The following is a 23449-nucleotide window of genomic DNA, read 5'->3' on the forward strand; positions in this document are numbered from 1 at the left end:
CCAGGCGATGCGAAATCAGCCGAGAGCGTTGAAGATCGCCTCTGAGCGCTCCTGGCGCGCCGCTAGTTCCCAGGCGGTGTCGGCGATCGTGGCCGGGTCGAGGGTAGGGAGTCCAGCGGCGCCGTCCGGGCCTGCCGCGGCGACGGCGTGCCGGTGGATGTCGCCGTGTTCGATGAGCCCGCCGATGACCAGCGCTCCGGCGTATACGCCGGTGCCGGCGAGTGCTGCGTTTATGGTCAGGGCGTAGGTGCGCAACGCTGCCGATGCGACGGCGAGGGCGCCCATGCCGGGCAGCGGGATGACGGCGCCGAGGCCCGCGACGAACAGCAGCGTGCCGGCGCGGCGTTCGAGCATGCCGGGCAGCAGCATCCCGGTGAGGTCGAGGGCGGGGTGGACGAAGGTGCGCACCGCTTCGGACACTTCGCTCGGCTGTGTCTGCAGCCAGCGCACGTACCGTTCGATGTCGACCCGGACCGCCACGAGCGGATCGAGCTCGTGGTCGGTGCACCAGCGCAGGAAGACGCGTAGGTCCGACTCGCTGTGCAGTCGGGTCTGGCCGCGGTAGCGACCGAGGTAGGCCGCCACTGCGGCCCGCAGGACAAGGTCACCCGAGGGCTTGAGATGGGCGCTGGGTACAGGAAACGCAGCCATGTATTACGGTGCGTCACCAGCCGTGATGAACGCCAGCGCTCCCGCCGCGGCATGTGCGGATGCCAAGATCGTTTTGGCGCCGACTGGGAGGTACCCCAGGATCAGCGTGCAGAATGCCGGTATGACTGCGCCGTATCTCAGCGATCCTCCGGTGGTTTGGGGTGCGTTGCCGCGTTGGCTGGCCCGGTTGATCGAGGCGAAGGAAGCCGCAGCGTTCGGACATCAGGAGGCGTTGCGGTCGTTCGTTGAGGGCATGGTCGCGTTGGAGCCGTCGGGTTCTGTGCGGCTGATCTGCCAGCTGCTCGATTTCCATTGGCAGCAGGCCGGATGGAACCACCTGGATCGGCACATGCGGCAGCGGTTCGCATGGCATGCGGCGGTGATGGACGAGGTCGGCGGTCGGCTGGTGGCCGGGACTGCAGGACCGGTGAGCTGGGTGCTGGCCGGGATGCACCCGGATGGCCGTATCCGGCAACGGGCGATCGACGTCATCTGCGCCGGCCCCCTCGCTGTGACGGGACCAGCACATGGACTGGCTGACGGCATCGGCGCCACAGATCCTCTAGCCACCCGCGGATGGGTGTCCTCGTGGGATTTCCTGGAGCCGGACACCGATACAGGGCCCTTGGCGATCTTGATGCCGATCGTCATGCTGCGCTCGGCTGACTGGGTCGAAGAGGTTCGTGACACCGCCCTGGCGGCGCTGCGAACTCGGGTGCTGGCCGATGCGCGCTACCTGCCGGTCGCGTTGTGGAGCCTCCCGCTCGTCGCCGGGCGCACCCGCGGGCACCAAGCGGTGGCAACGCTGCGTGAAGCGCTCGCGGTTGTTCCCGAGTACTTGCGCGATGCCCTGGTCCGGGCGGTCGACCCGGCAATCGCACGGACAGCGTCGACGCTGTGCCGGGACACGGGGTAGGACCAACAGTTCAAGGGCTTCGGCCGCAACAGCTCGACCTGACCCGAACAACATCCCGGAAGCGGTCACGGTGACGGTTACGGCGAGAGGTGACGAGCGAACGGTCTCACTATGTTACGACCGGATCGCGGCAATAGAGTGCGGTCGGGCCGTTCGGTGCTTGCCCGGTCGGCACCGGTCGGTTGACCATCGACCGCTCTGACAGGGCATGGTTACGATGGTGGCTCTACTCAGGATCTAGGAAAGAAGCGGCATGGGCCGCGCGCTGTCAGCCGGTACCCGGCACCAGATCACCCGCTTCGAAGCGAGCCGTGGCCTGCCGCCTCTGGCGGTCGAGGACGCCTTGCGGCGTTGGGGGGCCTTCCTCGGTGCGGTCGGTTGGCCACTGTATCTTCCGGAGCCGCACCTGCCGGGCCTTGATCTCTGGGATGATCGGGAGCTCATCGAGCGGGCCGTCACCGCGCTGGGTCGGCGGGCTGGCCGCGACCTTGGCCGGGTGGTTGCGCCTCTCGATGCTGACTTCCTGGCTCGGACATTGCCGAATCCCTGCGCCCCCAGGGCGTGGCCGTGGTGGCGCCGTCGCTGCTACGACCTCGGCAATATTTTGCAGGTTCCGTCCCAGGCCCCGTCGCCTGCCCTGCCGGTGCCGTCAGCATTGCCACGGCACCGGCAGGTTGCAGGATGGGACGTGCTTGTGGAGAGTCCAGCGTCTGACTCGGTAGGTACGGCAAAGGGGCTGTAGTCGATGGCCTCCGACGTCGGTCCATACGCACTCTTCTCGGCACGAGTGTGCGCCGGCGGCGCCGAGCCGCGGCCACGGAGCGTGACGACCTCCGGGTTGGCCACCGCGCGAGAATCGCGGCAGAAGCGGATGCCGCCGGCGGTCGGACGGGTTGGTGCCGGTCGGGTTTTGAGACACTCACGTGATGAGTGCTGAATGCCCTTCCTGTGGTCGCCCCCTCGATGAGCACAACCGGCATGTGCGCTTCACGTTGCCGGACCCGGTGCTCGACACACCTGAGCAGGAGCGGACACCCGGCACGTGGATGAGCCATGCCAGCGCTCGCGAGTCAGTCATGATGCAGGTTCCTGGTGTCGGGGCCTTCGTCCGCGCGCTGCTTCCGGTCAGGCTGACCGACGGACACGCCATCACGTTCGGTGTCTGGCTTGCGGTCGACCCCGCGCACCTCCAAGCCGTCTTTGCTACCTGGTGGGAGCCTGCATATCGGGACCTTCGGATGGCGGGATGGCTCGCGAACGCCGTCCCACCGTGGGGCCTGCTCAGCACTCCCGTCCAGACCGTGGTCCGCGACCCGGATGAAACACCGTACTGTGAGAGCTCCAGCGACCCGCAGCTCGACCGTGTGCTGCACGAGGAGTGGCCGCACGACCTCGTGCTCCCTGCGGCCGACCGGCAGGCCTGACGTAGGAGCGTGATGGGGAGTCGACGGCGAACCCTCCTCGCTGCGAAGGCACGGGCCGTGCGGTGCGCGCACCTGCAGGAAACGGCGAGGCGTGGCGGTTGTATCGGGGCGACGAGCTTGTCGGCGAGATCTGTGACATGGGCGTGGACATGTTCTGGTTGGGTGGTCGATTCGTTCCAGTGGGGCCATTCGAGTTGGAACTTCGCGGGTTGTTCGTCGACGCGTCCGAGGGTCTGGCCGCTGGGGATTTCGAGCGGAGCGCAGACGCGAGCCGCCAGATTCTGGAGTCGTTGTGGTTGGCTGATCCGCGGGGTGTCGTGGTGTCCTTGTTCAACATTGTGATCGAGGGCGACCGGGCGCGGTTCCGACTGCAGTAGCCCGCGCGGGAACGCGCAGTCGGCCTTCGGCAACGCGCGCGCTCATCGGCATGTCAGTGAGCTGGGCGATCCTCAAGTCATGACGTTGCGTAGCGAGCACATCGCGGCAGATCAGTGCGGCCGGTCGTGGTCAAGCCCACCGCCATGTCCGTGTGGCTCCTCGCTCTCGAAACCTGCGACGAACGGGCGGCCCGCGAAGTTCGCCGGTGGCCGGTACTGTCGGCCCATGTCCGCCCCTGGAGATGTGCGGCCGGAGATCCTGGACCGGCTGCGACCGATCTGCTGGGGGCTGCCGGAGACATATGAGGAACCGGCCTGGATCGGCGTCCGCTGGCGGATCCGTAAGCGGACAATCGCCCATGTCTACACGGCGGACCCTGAGCGTAATCTGTTCTACCCTCGGCATCTGATCGCCGGCGAGCCGCCGACCTTGATGACATTTCGCGTACCTGCCGACGACCTGCTCGGCCTGACCAGTAGCGGCTTCCCGTTCTTCCGCGCAGGCTGGGGCCGCAACGTCGCCGGCGCCTTCCTCGGCGACCACACCGACTGGACCGAGATCGCCGAGCTCCTCACCGACAGCTACTGCGAAATGGCCCCGAAGTTTCTCGCCGCCCGGGTCTCTCTCCCGCCGAACTAGCTAATCCGCAGCACGTACGACGAGTTGACGGCACCTTGTGATTGGGTCGCCATTCGGGATCACCGGCTCCGCACATTGTCAGCGGCAGATCAGCGCACCTGATCTTGGTTGGTGTGCTCACTCGGCTGCACGCTGCCAGCCGATCACCGGACATCGGTTTCCGACACCGCCGCCGACTCGACCCGGCCGGCACATCGCCCTGCCTATCGGCAGCACAACGCCCAGACGTCGCAGTGGAGTCTGCAGTAGCCGTCGTCCCGGGCACATCCGACGGTCCGTAGGTCGCGGTCCGGATCGGCCGCAGTTCACGGCTCTACGATGTTACCCGTGACGGAACGCTGGACCTTGATCTCCGAACGGCAAGCGCTAGCGCACGCTGGGGCAGGCGTCGAGGTGCGGCCTGGTGAGCGGGTCTCGTATGCACTGGGAGCCGATGCCACAGTTGTGGTGCTCGATGCCGGTGATCGGCCGGACGGTACTGGCGTGTGGAGCCGTGACGAAGTGGTGCTGCGTGGCGTGATCCCGGGCTCGGCCCACAGATGGATGGATGCCGGCGCCGGCGATGAGCCGGTGATCCTGGGATTCGTCCGGCTGCCGGCCGGCTGTCTTCCGCTCGGCCGCCTCCAGGTTTCTCAGTGTTCGATCGCGTCGGTTACGCACAACAGCGACCAGCCCCCGCTCTCCGAGTGCGTGCTCAGACTCGACGAACGGTTGCCGTGGCACCTGCTGGACCTGGTCCGTCCCATGCTTCCCGAGGATCTGCCGGGCCCGACATGGATGACCTGTCTGCCGCACGATCCGATCCGCGCCATGCATGAGTTCGTCGCCGGCTGGTACGCCGACATTCCCGCTGTCTCGCACGAAACCGTGGATCTGCCGCTCCAACTGCCCGAGCCGTTGTCGGAGTTCTATCGCGCTGCTGCGGGACGCGGGGAGGTGCTCGGCCGGGAGGAGTTGATCCTGTCTGATCCTCGGCTGCGTCATGAAGGCGGTTTGCTGCTCTTCGCAGCAGAGGACGACGGCGAACTCGTCATGCTGATCGACCCCACCGACGCCGAACCCGAAGTCTTGTACGGCCGGGATCGCGGTGAAACCGCCGACGAGGTGGTCAGCACGCAGCAGCCGCTGAGCGGCTTCCTGCTGCATTTCCTGCTGAGGGGAGCTGCGATCGGCAGTCCGTTCGCGGCCGTCGCCACCGTGACCGACGAGCAGGCGCGCCAGATCGGGCGGCGACTCCGCCTTGTGCCGCTAGGCCCGATCCGCTGGCGAGCCGTGCAGCTGATTCCGACGCACCGGCCGACCGGTTCGACGCATCACTATGTCGGTCCCGGTGTCGTGGTGACGGTGCGCGATCAACCCGACGGGTCGGCTCAGGTTTGGGCCGGCAGCCGCTGGCGGTCGGCATTGCGCCCGCTGCGTCAGCTGGGCTTCGAATGGCACGCATTCAGCGGCTGACGCGAGATCCGGCGAACCGGCGAGGCCAGAACTTGGCCCGAGGCTTGTTCATACATCCGATCGGCCATGATCGGATGCACGGACATCGGCAGATCCGGTAGCCGCCTGAGAACTGGTTTCCGCTACTTAACGTAACTGCCGCCGGTCGGCCAGCAGATCAAATCCGACCCGTCGTTCCGATCGCCACCGCCGCCGTAGGGTGGGTGCGAAGCTCACGGACATTGATCAAGGAAGGCTGGCCCACCTGGGCTTGGAAGTCGCGCACATCTGGGCCCGTTCTCACGGACGAAGCCACACGCTTCATTGCGCTCATCGTTCGTTCACCCCTGTCCACCAACGCCACATGGGAGTGCCGGCGTCATTGCCGATGCTGCGACGGCATGCGTCGCCGAGGTGGGATCCGCGCGAACGGATTCCGCGCCTTGATGCGAAGCGAGCGATCAGTCGACGCTGCTGTCCGGCGTGCCGTTGCGTGGTTCCGTCATCGGTCGGGCCGAACGAGAGCAGCGCGGGTCGCCCGTCGTGGCAGTGTGGGATGGGGAAGTAGCTGCGGTGGCTGATCGGGTCGACGGCGATGACGTGCGCGACGTCGGTCAGGTGTGCCCGGCCGGTCACGGTGAGGTGGCGGTCGTCTTCGTCGGGATGGTGAGCCAGCCGCTTCCCGCCCGCACGATGCCCTCAACTGTGGGCTGGGAGCCCGTCAGTTCTCTTTGAGCCGCCGGGAATCCTGGTGTTCCGGAACACGAGCAGGTCGACGTGTTGGGATGCGCCGGTGTGGCGGGCCGGCTGGCGCTGCCGGGCGGCTTCGGCTTCGGCGTCTGTGGCGTGGTAAAGGAATGCATCGCCCTCGCCGTCGGTGGGGACCGCGACGATCTGCAGTACCGGAGCTAAGCCGGCTTCGCTGCTCGCCGGCAGGAGCGTGCCGGCGTGTTCGGCGAAGGTGGCGCCGGGTTGTCCGGGCAGCGCCGACCGCACCGCGGCGATGAGCCAGGTATCGGCGGTCATGATGCGGCGGCATGCGGCGAACAGGTCCGCAGCCCCGCGCGTGGTCGGGATGGCAGGCCGGGGCGGCCAGGACACCACGATCAGACCGACCGTGGCCATGGCGTCCGGGTCGGCGACGGTGGCGGTGTCGCCGAACGGGATGTAGGCCCGCCGGGCCTGGGCGGTGGCGTACGCGAACTGCGGGTCCTGGGTGAAGTCCACGATCGCGCCGCCGTGGTCGGTGTAGACGAGCACGAGCCGGCTGGCGAGCCTCGACGCGAAACGGGTGTCCGGGGCCAGCGCTGCGGCCGGGTCGTCGCGGTTGTCGAGGCGCCAGACGGCGATCGGGACGCTACCGCCGGTCAGGGTCGCGTTGTCCGGGCCTTCGGTCGGACGGTGCGGTGCGGTGCGGTTCGAGGTGTGATCGGGCAGTGCAGTCATGTGCGGGTAGCTCCCGCGTCGACTGACCGTGTTCGCATCAACGAAATGGCGCGGCCGACGCAGCATGCGCCAGCATGACGGCGGCTGTTAACCCAACACAGCCGACGGCGGTCCAGCGCGTGCCATGTCATCACCCGTCAGGCCCGGCTTCGTGCCCAACAGCGCTCCGGACCGGGCGGCGTGCATGCACTGTTGGATCAGGCCGCCCAGGTGTTGGCCCAACAGCTGATCTGAGCGATGCGCTGCCGGATTATCACCGGCCCGCCCGACCGGGACACCAGGCGCACACGATCCCGCCGGGCCGGTGTTGACCCAACGGTGCCAACGGACGTGGACGCGGCCTGGCCACACGCTGGGCGCGGGCTCAACGGCAGCCGGCGCAGTGAAGCACGATCCCTGCTGTCGGGTCGGCGTGCGTCGATGGGTTCTCGTACCGCCCGTCTGAGGTGCGGTACCCGGCCTCCGAGGAATGTCATGGCTGTCCGATCCTGGCCGTCGTCACCGCTCGCTGCCGCCGGCCGTGCCTTCGCGCTGATGGTGCAGCCGCCGACCCACGTCGCATTCGACGGCCGTGCGGTTGATGGCCTGCCGGATGAGGTTCTGCCGTTGGACCGGCTCCGCACGCTGCTGCTGGACCCGCAGACCGGGCTTGAGGTGCGGGATGCGGTGTGGCGGGAGCTCGTCGTCCGGGCGCGCCGCGACGGCCCGGCGTGGGTCGTGGCTGCGGTCGGCATCGCGCTGCCGGGCCTTCGGCGGGTGGCGGGGCTGCTGGCGTCGGGATGGCGCGGGGACACTCGTGACCTGGACGCTGAGCTGCTGGCCGGGTTTGTCGAGCGGCTCACCACGATCGACCTGGAGCCGCCGCGGGTGATCGCCCGGCTGATCGGGGCCGGGGTACGGGCCGCGCGGAAGGCCCGCGATGCCGAGTCCGATGCGTGCCGGATCCGCACGCGTGCGGTCGACCCGACCGCGCCGGTCCACCCGTGGGACCACCCCGATCTGGTCCTGGTGCGGGCCGTCGCGGCCGGCGTCATCGATGCCGATGAAGCGCACCTCATCGGCGCAACCCGTCTCGAGGACGCGACCCTCGCGGACACCGCGGCACGCATGGGGATCCCGGCGAGTACGGCTTCGGTGTGGCGTCAGAAGGCCGAGCATCGGCTGGCTGAGGCGATCCGGCAGGGCGAGCTGGCCTTCATGCCGCTGCGCCGCGGCGCACGGCGCCGTGACGGCGCGGCGGGCGCTGCCAGCGCCGGGCCACTGCCGCGCAGCATCGTGTCCCGGCGGTGAGGTGCCCGCCGCACCCGCACGGGTCGACACCCTCTGCCGGTGCCAGGAGGACGTCGCTGCACCCATGCCGTGACACCGGCCGTCTCGTCGGGACGCAACGGGCCGTTTCGTCCACGGCGTTATGACGGACCACCGGCACCGCCCGGCCAGCATCCGCATCGCTGTTGACCCAACGGCACCGGGTCCGTCGGCGGTGCCGCTTCGACGGTGGCTGCGGCTGTCGGGTCGGTTGGGTGGCGTTGCTGCGGCGGGCGTGATGTCGGGCGCCCAACGGCGGGCCTTTGTGGGCAAGACATCGGTCCGGACGCCGGACGGTGTCGGCGTCGCCGGGTTCGGGGCGGCCGGCTCGACTGGCCGTGTTCGCACTCGATCATCTCGTGGCTGAAAGGAGCGACGCTCCCACGTCCGCTCCGTGCCTGGTGGCGCACCTCAACCCGTCCAAGGCCCCCATGCGGGGCGGGAGGTGCCCGTCATGTTCCGCCGCACCAGCTTGCGCATCATCACAACCACGATCGTGATGGCCGCGGCATTGATCGTTCCGGTCCCGGCGTTTGCGGCCGGACCGGCCACCGTGGCCGCGTACCCGCTGCCGGTCATCATCGGCAATATCACGGCCTGGGTCGTCGGGTTGCTCGTCGGGGTCGCGACCCTGTTCCTCACCATCGGTGGGCTGCGCCGCATGACCGCGGGCGGCGACCCGTCGGAGATCGAGAAGTCCAACAGCGCGTTCAAGAACGCGTTGATCGGCTACGCCCTGGCCGTCCTGGCACCGATTCTGCTGTCGGTGGTGCAGGGCTGGATCGGCGGCTGAGGTGGGCGACTGGGTCGCCGACCAGGCCATCAGCCGGCTGCTGACCTGGTTCGCGAAGATGGTGATCGGCGCGCTGGATCTGCTGTGGGATGTGCTGGCGGCCACCGCGTTCCAAAGCCCCGACGTGACGAAGTTGCCGCAGGTCACCGGCTTCGCCGCCACCTCGCTCACGGTCGTGAACGTCTGCTATGTGCTGGCGTTGCTGTGGGCGGGGATCGTGGTCATGGGACGCGGCACGATCCAGTCGCGGACCGGGCCCGATGAGTTGCTCCCCCGGCTCGTGATCGGGCTGATCGGCGCGAACGTCGCCATCCCGCTGTGCTCGCAGATCATCGGGCTGGCGAACGCGCTCACGGCCACACTGACCAGCCAGGACATCACCGCGCCCGGGTCGATGCAGCAGCTGCGCGCCACCACCGTCAGCGTGCTGGCCAGCCAGGACGGCGCCACCGCGACGAGCCTCGTGCTGCTGCTGCTCGGGCTGCTCATTGCGGTGCTGACCGGGACGCTGCTGGTGCAGTGGATCGTGCGGATCGGCGTGCTCGTCGTGGCGGTCGGGCTCGCACCGATCGCTCTGGCGCTGCACGGCACCCCGCAGACCGAGGGCGCCGCGAAACTGTGGTGGCGCACCATGCTGGGCACTGTCGGCGTCGTCGTGCTGCAGGCGTTCGCGTTGCACACCACGCTGCGGGTGTTCCTGTCCCCCGACAGCAACCTGCCGGTGCTCGGCGTCCCGACGCTCAACGGTGAGCCGAACGCGTTCTTCAATCTGCTCATCGTGCTCTGCCTGCTGTGGGGCATTGTGAAGATCCCCGGGCTGATGCGGCGTTACGTGACGCAGAGCCGCCCGAGCGCTGTGGGGACGGTCCTGCGGGTCGTGCTCGTGCAGCAGCTGACCCGCGGCATCTCCCGGGTGCTGCGCCGCGCCCGCCGCCCACTGCGGCCGACCGGACGGGCCGCCGGAGGCGAGGCGGGCGCGGGTGGCGCCAACCGCCCGTGGCCGGTCCGTCCCGGCGGCGGAGGCGCAAGCCGGAGTCGCGCCGGCGGGCAGGTACGAACCGCACGGTCCGGTAGCGGCGCCGCCCGGCTGTCCGGCCCGGCCCAGCCGGCCGGTGGCAGGGGCGGCGGAGCGGCGGGGCCACGTCGGCCGGTCCGCCCCTACACCCGGGACGAGCTCGCCGCCGGTGTCGACCTCTACACCCGGGCGATGAAGAGCCGCCGGGCGTCAGGAAGGAGCGCGTGATGCGCCCGAGCGACGACGTCACCCCGCACGCCCGGATCCCGGCCGATGTCGACACCCCCGACAAGATCGTCTACGGGTTGACGGCACGGCAGCTGGCGATCCTCGCCGTCGCCGGCCTGCTCGGCGTCGGCATCGTGCGGGCCGCCGGCGACCTGCTGCCCCAGCCGGTCCTGTTCGCCGCGCTGACGCCGCTGGCGGGAGCGGCGATCGTGCTGGCCCTGGGCCGCCGCGACGGGCTGCCGATGGACGTGTGGCTCCTCGCCGCGCTGCGCCACATCCGCGACCCGCGGCGGCTGGCCCCGGCTGCGGCCGGGCGGCCCGCGGTGGTGCCCGGCTGGGCGCCCGCCACCGCGACACCGGCCCGGGCGGTACCGATGCTGCACCTGCCCGCGACCGCGATCAGCGACGCCGGCGTCGTCGACACCGGCCCGCACGCCGTGGCGCTGGTCGCCTGCACCACGGTGAACATCGGGCTGCGCACCGGCGAGGAGCAGGCCGCGCTCATCGGCGGCTACGGGCGCTGGCTGAACTCCCTCGCCGGGCCGGTGCAGATCGTCGTCGCCGCGCAGCGGGTCGACCTCGCCGGGCACGCCCTGCGGGTCGCCGACCAGGCCGAGACGATCACCGATCCGGCGCTGGCCGAGGCCGCCCTGGACTACGCCGGGTTCCTCGACGAGCTCGCCGCCCGCCGCGACCCGCTGTGGCGGACCGTCACCGTCGCGGTCACCGCGGCCGGTGAGCGCGGCCGGGACATCGAGGTGCTGCGCCGTGCCGAGCACGCCGCGGCGTCCCTGGCCGCCCTCGGCGCGCAGACGGCCGTCCTCGACGGTGGCCGGGCCGCTGCGGTGCTGGCGTGCGCCACCGACCCGTACACCCCGGCCGACGTCACCTGGGCCAGATCCCTGCCGGACACCGCCATCACCGGACCGGGAGCCTGACATGCCGCTGCTGCCCTGGCGCACGCCGGCCCCGGCCACTGACGCCCCGACGGACGCGGCTGACCTGACCGCTGTGGTCGGGCCGGCCGCGGTCGAGCCCGCCCCCAGCCATCTGCGCGTCGGGGACGGGTACACGGCGACGCTGATCGTCACCGGCTACCCGGCGGAGGTCGGGCCGGCCTGGCTGGACCCGCTGCTGGCCTGGCCGGGCCGGCTCGACGTCGTCGTCTACATCGACCCGGTCCCGCCGCAGGCCGCCGCCGCCCGGCTGCGCAAGCAGCGGGCCCGGCTCGAATCGAACCTGCGCGCCGACACCGACCGGGGCCGGCTCGTCGAGCCGGTCACCGAGGCGGCCGCCGACGACGCCGCCGAGCTCGCCGATCGCATCGCCCGCGGCCACAGCCGGCTGTTCCGGGTCGGGCTGTACCTGTGCGTGCACGCCACCAGCCTCGAGGACCTCGACGAGGACGTCGAGCATGTGCGGGCCACCGCCGCGTCGGTCCTGCTCGACACGCAGCCGGCGACATGGCGGCAGCTGCAGGGCTGGACCACGGCTCTGCCCCTGGCCACCGACGGGCTCGGGATGCGCCGGGTGATGGACACCGACGCCCTCGCCGCCGCATTCCCCCTCGCCTCACCGGACCTGCCGGCGCCGCTGCCCGGTGAGCCGGGCGCCGCCGGCGGGGTGCTGTACGGGCTCAACCCGAACAGCAACGGCGTGGTGTGGTGGGACCGCTGGGCGCAGCACAACGCCAACAGCGTCGTGCTGGCCCGCTCCGGCGCCGGCAAGTCCTACTTCGTGAAACTCGACGTCCTGCGCTCCCTCGTCGACGGCGTCCAGGTCGCGATCATCGACCCCGAGCACGAGTACGGCCGCCTCGCCGACGCCGTCGGCGGGACCACCATCGCACTCGGCGCCGGCGGGGTCCGGCTCAACCCCCTCGACATCCCGCCCGGCGACCGCAGACCGCAGGCCCGCACCCACCGAGCGCTGTTCCTGCACACCCTCGTCGCGGTCCTGCTGGGCCGCCAGCCGCCGCCCTCGGAACGGGCCGCGCTGGATAAGGCCATCATCGACGCCTACGACCAGGCTGGGATCAGCGACGACCCGGGCACCTGGGACCGCCCGGCGCCGCTGCTGCGCGACGTCGCCGCCGCGTTGGCCGGTCAGCACACCGACGCCGCCGGCACGCTCGCGGCGCGGCTGACCCCGTGGACGTCCGGCTCGTTCCGGGAACTCTTCGACGGCCCCACCACCACCGTCCCCGGCGGGCACCTGGTGTCCTGGTCGACCCGGCAACTCGCCGACGAGCTGCGCGCCCCCGGCATGCTGCTGGCCCTCGACGCCATCTGGCGCGACGTCGACACGCCTGCCGCCCGTACTGCGCACACCCCGCGGCGGCTGGTCGTCGTCGACGAGGCCTGGACGCTGCTACGCGACAGCGAAGGCGCCAAATTCCTGGCCCGGCTCGCGAAATCGGCCCGGAAACGCCGCGCCGCGCTGACCGTCATCACCCAGGACGTCGGCGACCTGCTCGGCTCCGACCTCGGGCAGGTCGTCATCGCCAACGCCGCCACCCAGATCCTGCTCCGCCAGGCGCCGCAGGCCATCGACCTCGTCGCCGACGTGTTCGGCCTCACCGGCGGCGAGGCCCGGGTGCTGCTCGGCGCCCGCCGCGGCGAGGGCCTGCTCATCGCCGGCAGCCACCGGGTCGGCTTCCAGGCGGTCGCATCCCGCCAGGAGCACCGTCTGTGCACCGGTGACCTGGACCTGGCCGACGACAACTGATCGAGCCCGTGCGCAGCCGCGCACCGACCACACGTGCAGCCCAACCCGGCCGCGGACCGCCCGATCCGGCGATCGGCGGCCCGGGTGTGCTGCCCTCGCCGAGAGGTGCCATCCGTGCTCACCGTGACCGCCTTCGGGCCGACGCCCGCTCCTGCCCCGACCAGCCCTCCACTGCCCAGCCCCTCGCGGTGGCTCCTCGACACCATCACCGCGACCGCCGCCTGGTGCGGGCACCGGCCGTGGCTGCTCGTCGTCGCCGTGCTGCTCGCCGCCGGCGGCGTCGCCGCCCGCACCGCGGTCGCCGCCCGCCGTCATGCCCGGATGGCCCGGCAGGCCCGGCTGGTCGTCATTAGCCCGCCCCCGCAGGTCGACGCCGACGGCGCCGCCACCTGCTGGGCCACCGTCGCCGAACTGCTGCGGGCCGGGCTGCGGCGGCGGCTGCGCGAGGGCCGCCCGCACGTGACCGTGGAGTACCGGTGGGCCGGGCGGGCGGTGACGATCGCTGTCTGGGTGCCGGGCACCGTGCCCACCGACCCGGTCCTGGCCGCGGTCCGCGGCGCCTGGCCCGGCGCGACCTGTACCGTCACCGCCGCCGGCCCGCCGCTGCCGGTGCACGCGGCCGCGACCGGCGGTGCCCTCGTCCCGGTCCTGCCGGGCTGGTATCCGCTGCGCCACGACCACGGCGACGACCCGCTGCGGACCCTGTTCGTGGCCGCGTCGGGCCTGCGCCCGGACGAGTCGGCGTGCGTGCAGGTCCTGGCCCGGCCTGCCACCCGCCAGCAGGTGCGGCGGCTGCGGCGCGGGGTACTCGGCCTGCGCACCGGCCGGGCCCCCCGCGACCTGCTCGCCCCCACCACCTGGCTGGGTGCCGGGCTCGACCTCGCCGCGGCGCTGCTGCGGACCGGACGGCGCCCTACGGCCGACACCCGCCGCACCACGGTGCCGGGTGCGGACCCGCAGCGTGACCGCGACGCCCGCACCGGCGTCGACCAGCTCGCCGGCACCCCGTGGGAGGTCGCCGTGCGCTACGGCGTCGCCGCCGACGACCCCCGCAGCGGCGACCCGGCCGGGCGCATGCCCCGGCTGGTCGTGCTTGCGCAGGGCATCACCGCCGCGTTCGGGGCGTGGACCGGCCGCAACCGGCTGCGCCAGGTGCCCGTCACCCGGCCGGCCCGGGTGCTGGCCGGCCGGGTGCTGCGCCGCGGCTTCCTGCTCTCGGCGGCCGAACTCGCCACGATCGCCGCGCTCCCGCAGGACATCGCCGTGCCCGGCCTGGACCGGGCCCGCGCCAAACCGATGCCCGCCCCGATCGCCGTCGCCGCCGGCGGGCGCGGCACGAAGGTCCTGGGCCGCGCCGACGTCGGCGGGCACGCCGTGGCCCTGCACGTCGCCGACGCCCGCCAGCACCTGCACGTGCTCGGGTCGACCGGCTCGGGCAAGAGCACCCTGCTGCTGAACATGATCCTCGACGACATCCACGCCCGCCGTGGCGTCGTCGTCATCGACCCACGCGGTGACCTCGTCACCGACCTGCTCGACCGAATCCCGGCCAGCCACGCGCGGCGGCTGACCATCATCGACCCCGACCAGCCGGCCGGCACCACCCTCAACCCGCTGGCCGGCGACGACCACGACCTGGTCGTGGACAACATCGTGAGCATCTTCAGCCGGATCTTCGCCAAACACTGGGGGCCGCGGATCGACGACACCATGCGGGTCGCATGCCTGACCCTGCTGCGCAAGGCCAACGCGACCCTGACGCTGGTCCCGCCGCTGCTCAACGACCGGCAGTTCCGGCACACCTTCACCGCGGACCTCGACGACCCGGAAGGGCTGCGCGGCTACTGGGAATGGTTCGAGTCCACCCCGCCGCCACTGCGGGCACAGGTCATCGGCCCGGTCCTGGCCCGGCTGCGGGCGTTCCTGCTGCGCGACTTCGTCCGGCGCACCCTCGGCGCGCCCCAGTCCAGCTTCGACATGCGCCGCGTCCTCGACGGCGGCATCCTGCTCGCCCGGCTGCCGAAAGGGCAGCTCGGTGAGGAGACCGCCCGGCTGATGGGCAGCTTCGTGCTCGCCTCCGCCTGGCAGGCAGCCATCGGCCGGGCCCGGCTGCCCGAGGCCGAGCGGCGCGACAGCTTCGCCTACATCGACGAGGCCCAGAACTTCCTCAACCTGCCCGGCTCGGTCGCCGACATGCTCGCCGAGGCCCGCGGCTACCGCTTCGGGCTCGTCCTGGCCCACCAGAACCTGGCGCAGCTGCCGCGCGAGACGCAACTGGCCATCTCCGCCAACGCCCGCAACAAAGTCTTCTTCAGCTGCGCCCCAGAAGACGCCCACCAGCTCGCCCGGCACACCACCCCGGAACTCGACGAGCACGACCTGTCGCACCTGGACGCGTTCCGGGCCGCCTGCCGGCTCGTCGTGGCCAGCCGCGAGACCGCCGCGTTCACGCTGCGCACCAGCCCGCCGAGGCCGGTCGTCGGTGAGGCGACCGCGGTCCGGCTCGCCGCCGCCCGCACCACCACCGGCACCGGCACCGGCCGCACGGCGATCGCCACGCTCGCCGACACGTCCGGCCGCGGGACGAACCGGAGCCGGGGCCGGCGTGCCGCCACCGGCGAGGCCGACTGACCGTCCGCACATCGGCCCGCTCGCGGTTGCGGCGACTCGATCGGCGACGCCGCGGATCGGTTTGTCAGCCGGGCCGGCGGGGCCCGGCCGAGCGCTGGTCCGCAGGCCCGCCCGAGCCTCGGCCCGGTCCTGGGCGCCGTACTGCCGGGGCGGGGCCACCCCCACCATCCCAACAGCCCAGCTAGGAGCCGTCATGTCTGCTCACGACCGATCGCGACTCGTCCCTGCAGGGGACCCCTTCACCGGGGAGGTGCCCGGTACTCCGGCACCGCGCCACACCGCCGCCACCCTGATCGACATCTCCCACCGGCTGCAGCCGCGCGACTACACCATCGCCGTGCTGCTCGACGAGCACACCACGCTGACCACGACCCACCTCGCCGCGGTCCTGTTCGACAGCGACACCACCTGCCGGCACCGGCTGCAGCTGCTGCGCCGACTGCGGTTCGTCGACCGGTTCATCCGCAACCGGCCCGGCGCACCCAACCCGGTGTGCTGGCTGCCCGGCCCGCTCGCCGCCCGGTACACCGCCCTGGCCCGCGGCGGCATCCCGCCGACCGGACGGGCCCTGCGGGAACGGCAGGACCGCGTGCACGCCAGCCCGACGCTGGAGCATCTGCTGGCCGTCAACGACGTCTTCGTCGCCCTGCTCGCCCACACCCGCCACGCGCCGGGCACGGCCCTGCTGCGGTGGTGGTCGGAGCGCAGCACCACGGCGGCGTTCGGCCGCCGGATCAAACCCGACGGTCACGGCGTGTGGGCCGCCGCCGGCCAGGAGACCGGATTCTTCCTCGAGCTCGACCGCGGCACCGAACCGATCAGCCGGCTCGTCGACAAGCTCGCCTCCTACCGGAAACTCCGCGCCGAGGGCGGCCCGCTCTACCCGGTGCTGTACGCGCTGCCGAGCCGGGTCCGTGAGCAGCACCTGCACCGCCGCCTCGCCGACCGGCCCGAGCCGACGCTCGTCATCGCCACCACATCGCCGGAGTCCGGGCCCGGACCGGCCGGGCCGGTGTGGCGGCTGGCCGGCAACGGCCGGCACCGCATCACCCTCGCCGAGCTGCCCAGCAGTCACGGCCAGCCCGGCCCGCTCGCCCCCGGGCCGGCGCAGCCTGACGAGCACCCGTTGCGGCTGCTCCACCCGACGCGCTGAACGCCGGCGGCGGACCACGCGAAGCCGGGACGGCCGGCGACCCTGCGACCCGGCGACCCGGCGTCTGCCGCGTCACGCCGGCCTGCCCGCTGCAGGGCGATCGGCGGGCACCCAACAGCCGCCGTGGGCCGGTCCCAAGGCTGCTGTTGGGTCACCGCCGCCCAACAGCGGCACCCGCCGGCACCGCTACCGCACGCCGCCCGGGCCCAACAGCGCTGGTCGGCTCCGAGGCCGGGCCGATAACCGCGCCCTGAGGGCTGTTGGGTGGCCGGGCTACGGTCACGGCTCACCTTTGTGAAACCCCTGCAGCACCATCCGGGCCTCGCCGCCCACGCTCGCGGTCGCATCCGCCCACCCGCCACCCGGCCGGTCGGCCTGCCCCGCCCGTCGGCGCCCCGCCCACCCAGCACCACCATCACGCGCATTGCGCGCCCGCCGCGGGTCCACCCCGCGTGCCGCTGACCCGTTGCGGTCAGCCCATGCACCCGTGCCGGTTTCCGGCACTGCGTGCCCGGCCCGCCTGGGCCGAACCCCATCACATCCCCCGGAGGAGGAGTCTGTGCCCGACACGTCCGTGACCATCGTGTGCCTGCCCCAGGACACCCCGGCCAGCCGGCTGGCCGCCGAAGCCGCAGACCGGCTCGAGACGACCGCCCGGCGCAGCCTCGGCAGCGCCGGGTACTTCGTCGCCACCAGCCGCCTGCACCGCAGCCAGCTGCTGCAGCCGTGGCAGGGCACCGCCGCCGGCGGGCCCGTCCACCTGCTCGGTCTCGACGCCATGCGGGCCGCCGCCTGGCAGGCGTGCTGGCATCGCTGGCACGTGTGGTACCAGGTCGTTGGCCACACCCGGCCGGCCCAGCCGTACTGGACCTCCGTTGACCGGCACCTCGACGCGCCGAGCAAGTACCCGCTGCGCAAAGCCCAGGAACAGTACCGGGCCCAGCCGCGCATCGCCGCCATGCTCACCTACAACGCCCTGCCGAACCGGCTCACCGACCTGCCGTCCAACCACCTGGAGGCGTTCCAGGCCGGCGCGCACAGCTACGCCGCCTTCGGCTGGCTCGCCGCCGTTCCCGGCGACGGTGTGCTGAGCCTCGACCGCACCTACCTCGGTGCCGTGCCAGGCCCGTACGCGACGCAGCTCGCGTACCTGGCCGAGGCCAACGCCCGGATCAACGCGCTGCACCGCCGCGACCGCCTCGTTGCGGTCTGCACCCGCTGACAACCCCAGCACCGTCGCAACGCCACGGCGAACCGGCCAGCCCGGTTCGCCTGCCCGGCGTTCGCGACCACATCGACAGGAGGATCGTCCGTGCCCCTGCCATCCTTCGCGACGATCGGCCGCTGGACGCCGATCGCCACCATTGTCCTCGTCACCGCCGCTGCCGTGGGCATCGCCCTGGCCACGGCACACGCCGCGCTCGCCTGCGGCTGCGCGGTCACCGGTTTCGCCGCGCAGACCGTGCTGCTGGTCCACTACCGGTCGCAGGCGCATCGCCGCGCCGTGCACATCGCGGGCCTGCAGGCGGCGCTGGCGGTCGCCCTGCAGGACCCGGTCACCGGGCTTGCCGTGCGCCAGATCGCGGAGCAGCGCCTGTTCCGCACCGTGGGCGCCGAGGTGACCGTCGCGCTCATCGACGTCGACGGGATGCACGACGTCAACACCACCCTGACCCACGACGGCGGCGACCGCTATCTGGCGGAGGTCGCCGACCGGCTGCGTGCGGCCGCCGAACCGGGCGACCTCGTCGCCCGCCTCGGCGGCGACGAGTTCGTCGTGCTCACCGCCCGGCCGGCGCTGGTGCTGGCCCGCGCGTTGCGTGCGGCGTTCGTCGCACCGGTCACCATCGGCGCCCGGACGCTGCTGCTGCGGGTCAGCATCGGCATCTGCCGCACCCCGGGCGGCGACCCGCACGTCGCCCTCGGCCGGGCCGACCGGGCCATGTACACGGCGAAACGCCGCGGCGGCGGCGTCGAGCACTACGACGCGGCCCGCGACGGTGAACCGCTCGCGCCCGGGGTGCGCCCGCCGGTCCGGCACCGCGACCGGCGTCCGGCCCCGTACCCCGCCGGGAACCCCTGACCCCGACCTCCGCCCGGTGCAACAAGCCGGGCATGAGCCCCGCGTCGATCCAGGCGGCGCCCCCGACCTGCATCCGGTTACGAACAGGAGTTGCGATGACATCGTTTGACGGCCCGATGGCCGTGCACAGCACGCATGATCTGCTCGTCGTGCTGCCACATCTCATCGGCTACCACCCGGCCGACAGCCTCGTATGTGCCGCATTTGACAAGGGCTGGCTCCGGGCGACAATCCGCCTGGACCTCATGGACGACCCCGAGGACCTGGCCACCGCCGTCGCGGTGGTCCGGTCCACGCTCGCACAGCACCAGATCTCCACAGCGGTCCTCGTCGGCTACGGCGACCGCGACCGGGTCACCGCCGCTGTCGCCCCGACAGCGGCCGCACTGGCCGGTATCGGCGTCGAGACCATGCTGATCGCGCATGTCCATGACGGCTACGGCTCGGTGATGGACCGTCACGGCACCTACCTGGACGACATCCCGCTCAACCCGGACGGCAACGCGGCCATCGCGGCGGCCGTCATGCACGGGTGGGTGGCCCGCAGCAGCCGCGCCGCCGTCGCCAACCTCGTGGCACCGGTCACCGGCGCCGAACGCGACGCCATGGACCGCGCCGATCATGCCGCCCGGTCACAGCTGCTCGACCTGCACCGCACCGTCCTGGCCGGCGAGCCGCCGGTCCCGGTCATCGTGCTGGAGCGCACGGTCCGCGACGCCGGCGCCGCTGCGGTCCGCGACGCCCGGCGCGCCGCCACCGACGGCGCCCGGCCGGCGGACGCCGACATCGCGTGGCTGGCCCTGCTGCTGCAGCGCACCGACGTGCGCGACGAGGCGATCCGCGGCTGCGACGGCAGCCCGGCCGAACTTCGGCTGTGGACCGACGTCACCCGCCGCGCCGAGCCGTCCCTCGCTCCGGCGCCCGCCTGCCTGCTGGCGCTGAACGCCTACCTCGCCGGCGACGACATGCTGGCGATCGTCGGCATCGAACGGGCGCTGCGCAGCAACCCGGAGCACCGCCTCGCCCGGCTCATCGCCGCCGCCCAGGCGACGGGCCTCGACCGGGACACGCTGCGTCGGCTCGTCACCACCCGCTGACCCGGGCCGGCCCCACCGTGACTGCCGGCTGACCCGGCGGCGCACACCGTCCGTACCACCCGCAGCTCGTGCCGCATCCGGCGGTACGACGGCCCTCACCTCGTGCCTACGGGCAGGCTGGGGCCGCGCGGGTCCCAGCCTGTCCGCCGCCACAAGGCGGGGAACAGGAGGCCACCACGATGGCCACGCACCACCAGGACCGGCGCGACACGAGCGCCGGCGCCCCCGGACGGCACGACACCGCACCAACCGGAACCCCCGGCGGCGCCGGAGGCGAGCCGCTGCGGATCCGCGACGACCACGACCTCATCGTCGCCGTGCCCTACATCACCGGGTATCACCCCGACCGCAGCCTCGTCGTCGTCGCCCGCGACGGCCACCACATCGGCATGCTGCTGCGGGCCGACCTGCCCAGCGACGATCCCGACGACCCGAGCGGCCGGCAGTACTTCACCGACCTCGCCGACGCCGTCGTCGAACACTGCCGGGTCCACGAATTCGCGGCGGTGCTGCTGCTCGGCTACGGCGACGCCGACCCGGTCCGGACCGCCGTCACCACCGTCGGCGCGATGATCCAGGCCGCGGGCCTGGACGTCGGCCCGGGCATCCGCATCGACGCCGGCACCGCCCATGTCCTCGACGACGCCGGGGAGCCCGTCGAGGCGTTCCCGATCGAGCCGGCACGCAGCACCGTCGCCGCGGCGCAGCACGGGCGGGTGGTCCACGCCAGCCGCGACGCGGTCAGCGCACTCGTCGCCCCGGTGACCGGGGCCGCCCGGGCGGCGATGGACGCGGCCGCGACCGCGGCCCGGGACCGGCTCGCCGCGCTGCGAGCCGGCTTCCTGGCAGGCGGGGGTACCGATGACCACGTCGCAGCGATGGAGGCGATGCTGCGCGATGCCGGCGCCGCTGCTGTCCGCGCCGCCCGCCAGCAGGCCGGCGTCGGAACCGCGCTCTCGGATCAGGACCTGGCATGGCTGGTGCTGCTGCTGGGCGCCGACGCGGTCGTCGACGACGTGCTGCCCGGCTGCGACGGCAGTCCGGCCGAGGTGGCGTTGTGGCAGCGCGTGACCTGCCGCGCCGATCCGGACCTGGCCGCGCCACCGGCGTGCCTGCTGGCCTTGAACGCCTACCTCGCCGGGCAGGACGCCCTCGCCATCGCCGCGCTGGAACGGGCACACGCGATTGAACCGGAGTTCGTGCTGCTCGGGCTGGTGCGGCAGACGCAGCAGCTCGGCGTCGACCGCAACGCGTTGCGCGACTTCCTCAGCGGCCGCTGAGGAAGGTCCGGCATCGCCGACCGCCTGGTCTCGCACGGCGGCGGTCCGGCGGCCTCACCTCGTGCCCACGGGCAGGCTGGGGCCGCACGGGTCCCAGCCTGCCCGCCGCCACGAGGCGGGGATAGGAGGCCATTCCAGATGGCCACGCATCACAAGGACCGGCCCGACCCGAGCGCCGGCACCCCAGGCACCGCCGAGCCGCCGGCACCGGACGTCCGGCGCCGCGACCGGGACGAGCGGGTCGCCCGTCTGCACGCCGCGTTCGAGACCAGGCTGCAGACCCTGGCCGAACAGCCGCAGCAGTGGGTGGAGTTCCTCGACCGGGTCGCCGTGTTCGGCGCCCGCTACAGCCTGCACAACCAGATCCTGCTCGACGAGCAGGCCCGGCAGCGCGGCATCGTCCCGCGCTACTTCCTGGCCTACGGCAACCGGGCCGGTACCAGCGGCTGGCTGCGCCACGGCCGGCGGGTCCGCACCGGCGAGCACGCCTTCCACGTATGGGCGCCGATCCGCCGCCGGCCGACCGACGACGAGGCGGCCCGGCTCACCCGCAACGGGCTCGCCGTGCCGCGACATGCCGACGGGCAGCCGCGGCCACGGCTGACCGGGTTCCGGCTCGCCCCGGTGTTCGAGCTGTCGCAGACCGACGGGATCCCGTTCGAACCGCCGACAGTGGCCCGGCGCCGCCGGCTGCTGCTGGCCGCCGGGCAGGCCCCCGAGCCGCTGACCGGCGAGGACCCGACCGGGGTGGCGACCGACGTGATCGGGTTGATCACCGCCGCCGGGTACCGGTTCCAGCTCGAGGAGGCCGGCAGCGGGTCGCTGGGCGCGGCCACGGGCCGGACCCGGATCGACATGCGAGGCGGGCGGCCCGACCGGTCGGTGACCGTGCGGCGGGACCTCGCCGGCGCGCAGCGGGTCAAGACGATGCTGCACGAGCTGGCACACATCCGGTGCGGCCACCTCGACGACCCGGTGCCCGGCGAGCCGGTCGTGGTGGTGCATGAGGGCCGGGCGGAGACGGAGGCCGAAAGCGTCGCCCACGTGGTCTGCGCGGCGCTGGGCCTGGACACCAGCGGCTACAGCGACCCGTACGTGTGCAACTGGGCCGGCGGGGACCTGGCCCTGGTCCGCGGCTGCGCGCAGACGGTGCTGCGCGTCACCCGCAGCATCCTGGCCGATCTGGACCCCCTCGACGGCGGCGACACCGCCGACGACGGTCCGCCCGACGCGGTGGACACGCCCGGCGGGCCGGCCGACAACCCGGGCAGGCGGCCGTGACCGCCGCCGACGACCGGACGGCCCGGGCCATGCTGAGCTGGCTGACCGAACCCGGCGACGACACCGTCAGCCGGCTGGTCGCCGAGCACGGGCCGGTGACCGCGCTGGATCGTCTCGCCGCCGACCCGGACACGCCGCCGCTGCTACGGGCCGAGGTCCGGCCGCTGCCCGGACCGCTGCGGGCACTGGCCGCATCCGCGGCCGACGCCGCGATGGCGGCCTGCCGGGTGATCGTCCCCGGTGACCCCGACTGGCCGCCCGGCCTCGACGCCCTCCCCTACCCGCCGCTGTGTCTGTGGACGGCCGGACCGGCCCGACCGCCCGTCCCGGCGGCCGCGGTGACGGTCGCCGGCACCCGGGCCGCCAGTGCCTACGGCCGGATCGTCGCCATGGACCTGGCCGCCGGGCTTGCCGCCCGCGGCTACACCGTGGTGTCCAGCGGCCGGCCCGGCATCGACGCCGCCGCACTGCGGGCCGCCGCGGCGACGGCCTCACCGGTCGCGCTGCTGCCCTGCGGCCTGCAGCGCCTGCAAGCGCCGGACGAACTGCGACTGCTCGAACACCTGGCCGCGGCCGGGCTGCTGGCCTCGGCGTGGCCGCCGGACGCGCAGCCGACCCCGGCACGCACGATCGCGAACCGGGCGCTGCTGGCCGCCGTGTCCAGCGGCACCGTCGTGGTCGAGGCCCGCGGCGGGCACGGGTCGGTGACCGTCGCCCGCCGGGCTGCGGATTTCGGCCGCACGGCGATGGTCGTGCCGGGGCCGGTCACCGCCGCCACCTCGGCCGGCGTGCACCGGCTGCTGCGCACCGACCCGCGTATCCGGGCCGTCACCGGCGTCACCGACGTCCTCGACGAGCTCCGGGCCGCCGGCCCGCAGGCACCCAGCCGGGCCATCGCCAGCGGTTCCTGACCCGCCGGCAGACCCGCTGACCGTCCACATCGGACGTCACGCGCCATCCAGCAG

At 72.8% G+C, this 23449-nt stretch carries 20 protein-coding genes; 18 read left to right on the forward strand and 2 right to left on the reverse strand.

What is annotated here, in order from left to right:
* Window positions 1-15: 15 nt before the first annotated feature.
* Window positions 16-651 carry a hypothetical protein gene (locus tag ACPPVO_RS35035; RefSeq protein WP_426502830.1) on the reverse strand — a complete coding sequence of 212 codons (636 nt, stop codon included), beginning with the start codon at window positions 649-651 and terminating at the stop codon, window positions 16-18.
* 121 nt (window positions 652-772) lie between these two features.
* Between ACPPVO_RS35035 and ACPPVO_RS35040 the strand changes: the two genes are divergently transcribed.
* The 5 genes from ACPPVO_RS35040 (at window position 773) to ACPPVO_RS35060 (ending at window position 5463) form a co-directional block, all read left to right on the forward strand.
* The gene (locus ACPPVO_RS35040; protein ID WP_426502831.1) at window positions 773-1567 is read left to right on the forward strand and encodes a hypothetical protein; all 795 of its coding nucleotides are present in this window, start codon (window positions 773-775) and stop codon (window positions 1565-1567) included.
* Window positions 1568-2547: 980 nt separating this feature from the next.
* Window positions 2548-2991: a DUF2199 domain-containing protein gene (locus tag ACPPVO_RS35045; protein WP_426502832.1), complete on the forward strand. Its 444-nt coding sequence runs from the start codon at window positions 2548-2550 to the stop codon at window positions 2989-2991.
* A gap of 62 nt (window positions 2992-3053) precedes the next feature.
* Complete coding sequence (locus tag ACPPVO_RS35050) at window positions 3054-3368, forward strand: hypothetical protein (RefSeq protein ID WP_426502833.1); 315 nt, start codon at window positions 3054-3056, stop codon at window positions 3366-3368.
* Between the two features lie 226 nt (window positions 3369-3594).
* Window positions 3595-4008 carry an MmcQ/YjbR family DNA-binding protein gene (locus ACPPVO_RS35055; RefSeq protein WP_426502834.1) on the forward strand — a complete coding sequence of 138 codons (414 nt, stop codon included), beginning with the start codon at window positions 3595-3597 and terminating at the stop codon, window positions 4006-4008.
* A gap of 327 nt (window positions 4009-4335) precedes the next feature.
* The gene (locus ACPPVO_RS35060) at window positions 4336-5463 is read left to right on the forward strand and encodes a hypothetical protein (protein ID WP_426502835.1); all 1128 of its coding nucleotides are present in this window, start codon (window positions 4336-4338) and stop codon (window positions 5461-5463) included.
* A gap of 678 nt (window positions 5464-6141) precedes the next feature.
* Here ACPPVO_RS35060 and ACPPVO_RS35065 read toward each other — a convergent pair.
* Window positions 6142-6888: a hypothetical protein gene (locus ACPPVO_RS35065; RefSeq protein ID WP_426502836.1), complete on the reverse strand. Its 747-nt coding sequence runs from the start codon at window positions 6886-6888 to the stop codon at window positions 6142-6144.
* 330 nt (window positions 6889-7218) lie between these two features.
* On the opposite strand from ACPPVO_RS35065, the gene ACPPVO_RS35070 reads away from it, so the two are divergent.
* The 13 genes from ACPPVO_RS35070 (at window position 7219) to ACPPVO_RS35130 (ending at window position 23395) form a co-directional block, all read left to right on the forward strand.
* Window positions 7219-8178 carry a hypothetical protein gene (locus ACPPVO_RS35070; RefSeq protein WP_426502837.1) on the forward strand — a complete coding sequence of 320 codons (960 nt, stop codon included), beginning with the start codon at window positions 7219-7221 and terminating at the stop codon, window positions 8176-8178.
* A 472-nt stretch (window positions 8179-8650) separates the two neighbouring features.
* Entirely contained in the window at window positions 8651-8989 is a 339-nt protein-coding gene (locus tag ACPPVO_RS35075) for a pilin (protein ID WP_426502838.1), read from the forward strand.
* 1 nt (window position 8990) lies between these two features.
* Entirely contained in the window at window positions 8991-10232 is a 1242-nt protein-coding gene (locus ACPPVO_RS35080; protein WP_426502839.1) for a hypothetical protein, read from the forward strand.
* Complete coding sequence (locus ACPPVO_RS35085; protein WP_426502840.1) at window positions 10232-11170, forward strand: PrgI family protein; 939 nt, start codon at window positions 10232-10234, stop codon at window positions 11168-11170. Before ACPPVO_RS35080 ends, ACPPVO_RS35085 begins: the two co-directional genes overlap by 1 nt.
* Before the next feature lies 1 nt (window position 11171).
* Window positions 11172-12959 (forward strand): VirB4 family type IV secretion system protein, encoded by a 1788-nt coding sequence (locus tag ACPPVO_RS35090; RefSeq protein WP_426502841.1) that lies wholly within the window; start codon window positions 11172-11174, stop codon window positions 12957-12959.
* A gap of 114 nt (window positions 12960-13073) precedes the next feature.
* Window positions 13074-15590, forward strand: a complete 2517-nt coding sequence (locus ACPPVO_RS35095) for a type IV secretion system DNA-binding domain-containing protein (RefSeq protein WP_426502842.1) — start codon at window positions 13074-13076, stop codon at window positions 15588-15590.
* Window positions 15591-15783: 193 nt separating this feature from the next.
* Complete coding sequence (locus ACPPVO_RS35100) at window positions 15784-16743, forward strand: replication-relaxation family protein (RefSeq protein WP_426502843.1); 960 nt, start codon at window positions 15784-15786, stop codon at window positions 16741-16743.
* Window positions 16744-17302: 559 nt separating this feature from the next.
* A complete protein-coding gene (locus ACPPVO_RS35105) occupies window positions 17303-17965 on the forward strand; it encodes a hypothetical protein (RefSeq protein ID WP_426502844.1) in 663 nt (220 codons plus the stop codon).
* A 90-nt stretch (window positions 17966-18055) separates the two neighbouring features.
* The gene (locus ACPPVO_RS35110) at window positions 18056-18826 is read left to right on the forward strand and encodes a GGDEF domain-containing protein (protein WP_426502845.1); all 771 of its coding nucleotides are present in this window, start codon (window positions 18056-18058) and stop codon (window positions 18824-18826) included.
* Window positions 18827-18921: 95 nt separating this feature from the next.
* On the forward strand, window positions 18922-19923 hold the full coding sequence (locus tag ACPPVO_RS35115) for a DUF4192 domain-containing protein (protein WP_426502846.1): 1002 nt from the start codon (window positions 18922-18924) through the stop codon (window positions 19921-19923).
* Window positions 19924-20102: 179 nt separating this feature from the next.
* Window positions 20103-21203, forward strand: coding sequence for a DUF4192 domain-containing protein (locus tag ACPPVO_RS35120; RefSeq protein WP_426502847.1), 1101 nt, complete (start codon window positions 20103-20105; stop codon window positions 21201-21203).
* 138 nt (window positions 21204-21341) lie between these two features.
* Window positions 21342-22484 carry a hypothetical protein gene (locus ACPPVO_RS35125; RefSeq protein WP_426502848.1) on the forward strand — a complete coding sequence of 381 codons (1143 nt, stop codon included), beginning with the start codon at window positions 21342-21344 and terminating at the stop codon, window positions 22482-22484.
* Entirely contained in the window at window positions 22481-23395 is a 915-nt protein-coding gene (locus ACPPVO_RS35130; protein WP_426502849.1) for a DNA-processing protein DprA, read from the forward strand. The genes ACPPVO_RS35125 and ACPPVO_RS35130 overlap by 4 nt, the downstream gene beginning before the upstream one ends.
* Window positions 23396-23449: the final 54 nt, after the last annotated feature.

The organism is Dactylosporangium sp. McL0621, assembly GCF_049995355.1.
Taxonomy (GTDB): Bacteria; Actinomycetota; Actinomycetes; order Mycobacteriales; family Micromonosporaceae; genus Dactylosporangium.

Coding starts and splice junctions, on each gene's coding strand:
- ACPPVO_RS35075 (WP_426502838.1), top strand. CDS start 8,651: ATGTTCCGCCGCACCAGCTTGCGCATCATCACAACCACGATCGTGATG.
- ACPPVO_RS35055 (WP_426502834.1), top strand. CDS start 3,595: ATGTCCGCCCCTGGAGATGTGCGGCCGGAGATCCTGGACCGGCTGCGA.
- ACPPVO_RS35120 (WP_426502847.1), top strand. CDS start 20,103: ATGGCCACGCACCACCAGGACCGGCGCGACACGAGCGCCGGCGCCCCC.
- ACPPVO_RS35090 (WP_426502841.1), top strand. CDS start 11,172: ATGCCGCTGCTGCCCTGGCGCACGCCGGCCCCGGCCACTGACGCCCCG.
- ACPPVO_RS35085 (WP_426502840.1), top strand. CDS start 10,232: ATGCGCCCGAGCGACGACGTCACCCCGCACGCCCGGATCCCGGCCGAT.
- ACPPVO_RS35040 (WP_426502831.1), top strand. CDS start 773: ATGACTGCGCCGTATCTCAGCGATCCTCCGGTGGTTTGGGGTGCGTTG.
- ACPPVO_RS35115 (WP_426502846.1), top strand. CDS start 18,922: ATGACATCGTTTGACGGCCCGATGGCCGTGCACAGCACGCATGATCTG.
- ACPPVO_RS35125 (WP_426502848.1), top strand. CDS start 21,342: ATGGCCACGCATCACAAGGACCGGCCCGACCCGAGCGCCGGCACCCCA.
- ACPPVO_RS35100 (WP_426502843.1), top strand. CDS start 15,784: ATGTCTGCTCACGACCGATCGCGACTCGTCCCTGCAGGGGACCCCTTC.
- ACPPVO_RS35035 (WP_426502830.1), bottom strand. CDS start 651: ATGGCTGCGTTTCCTGTACCCAGCGCCCATCTCAAGCCCTCGGGTGAC.
- ACPPVO_RS35065 (WP_426502836.1), bottom strand. CDS start 6,888: ATGACTGCACTGCCCGATCACACCTCGAACCGCACCGCACCGCACCGT.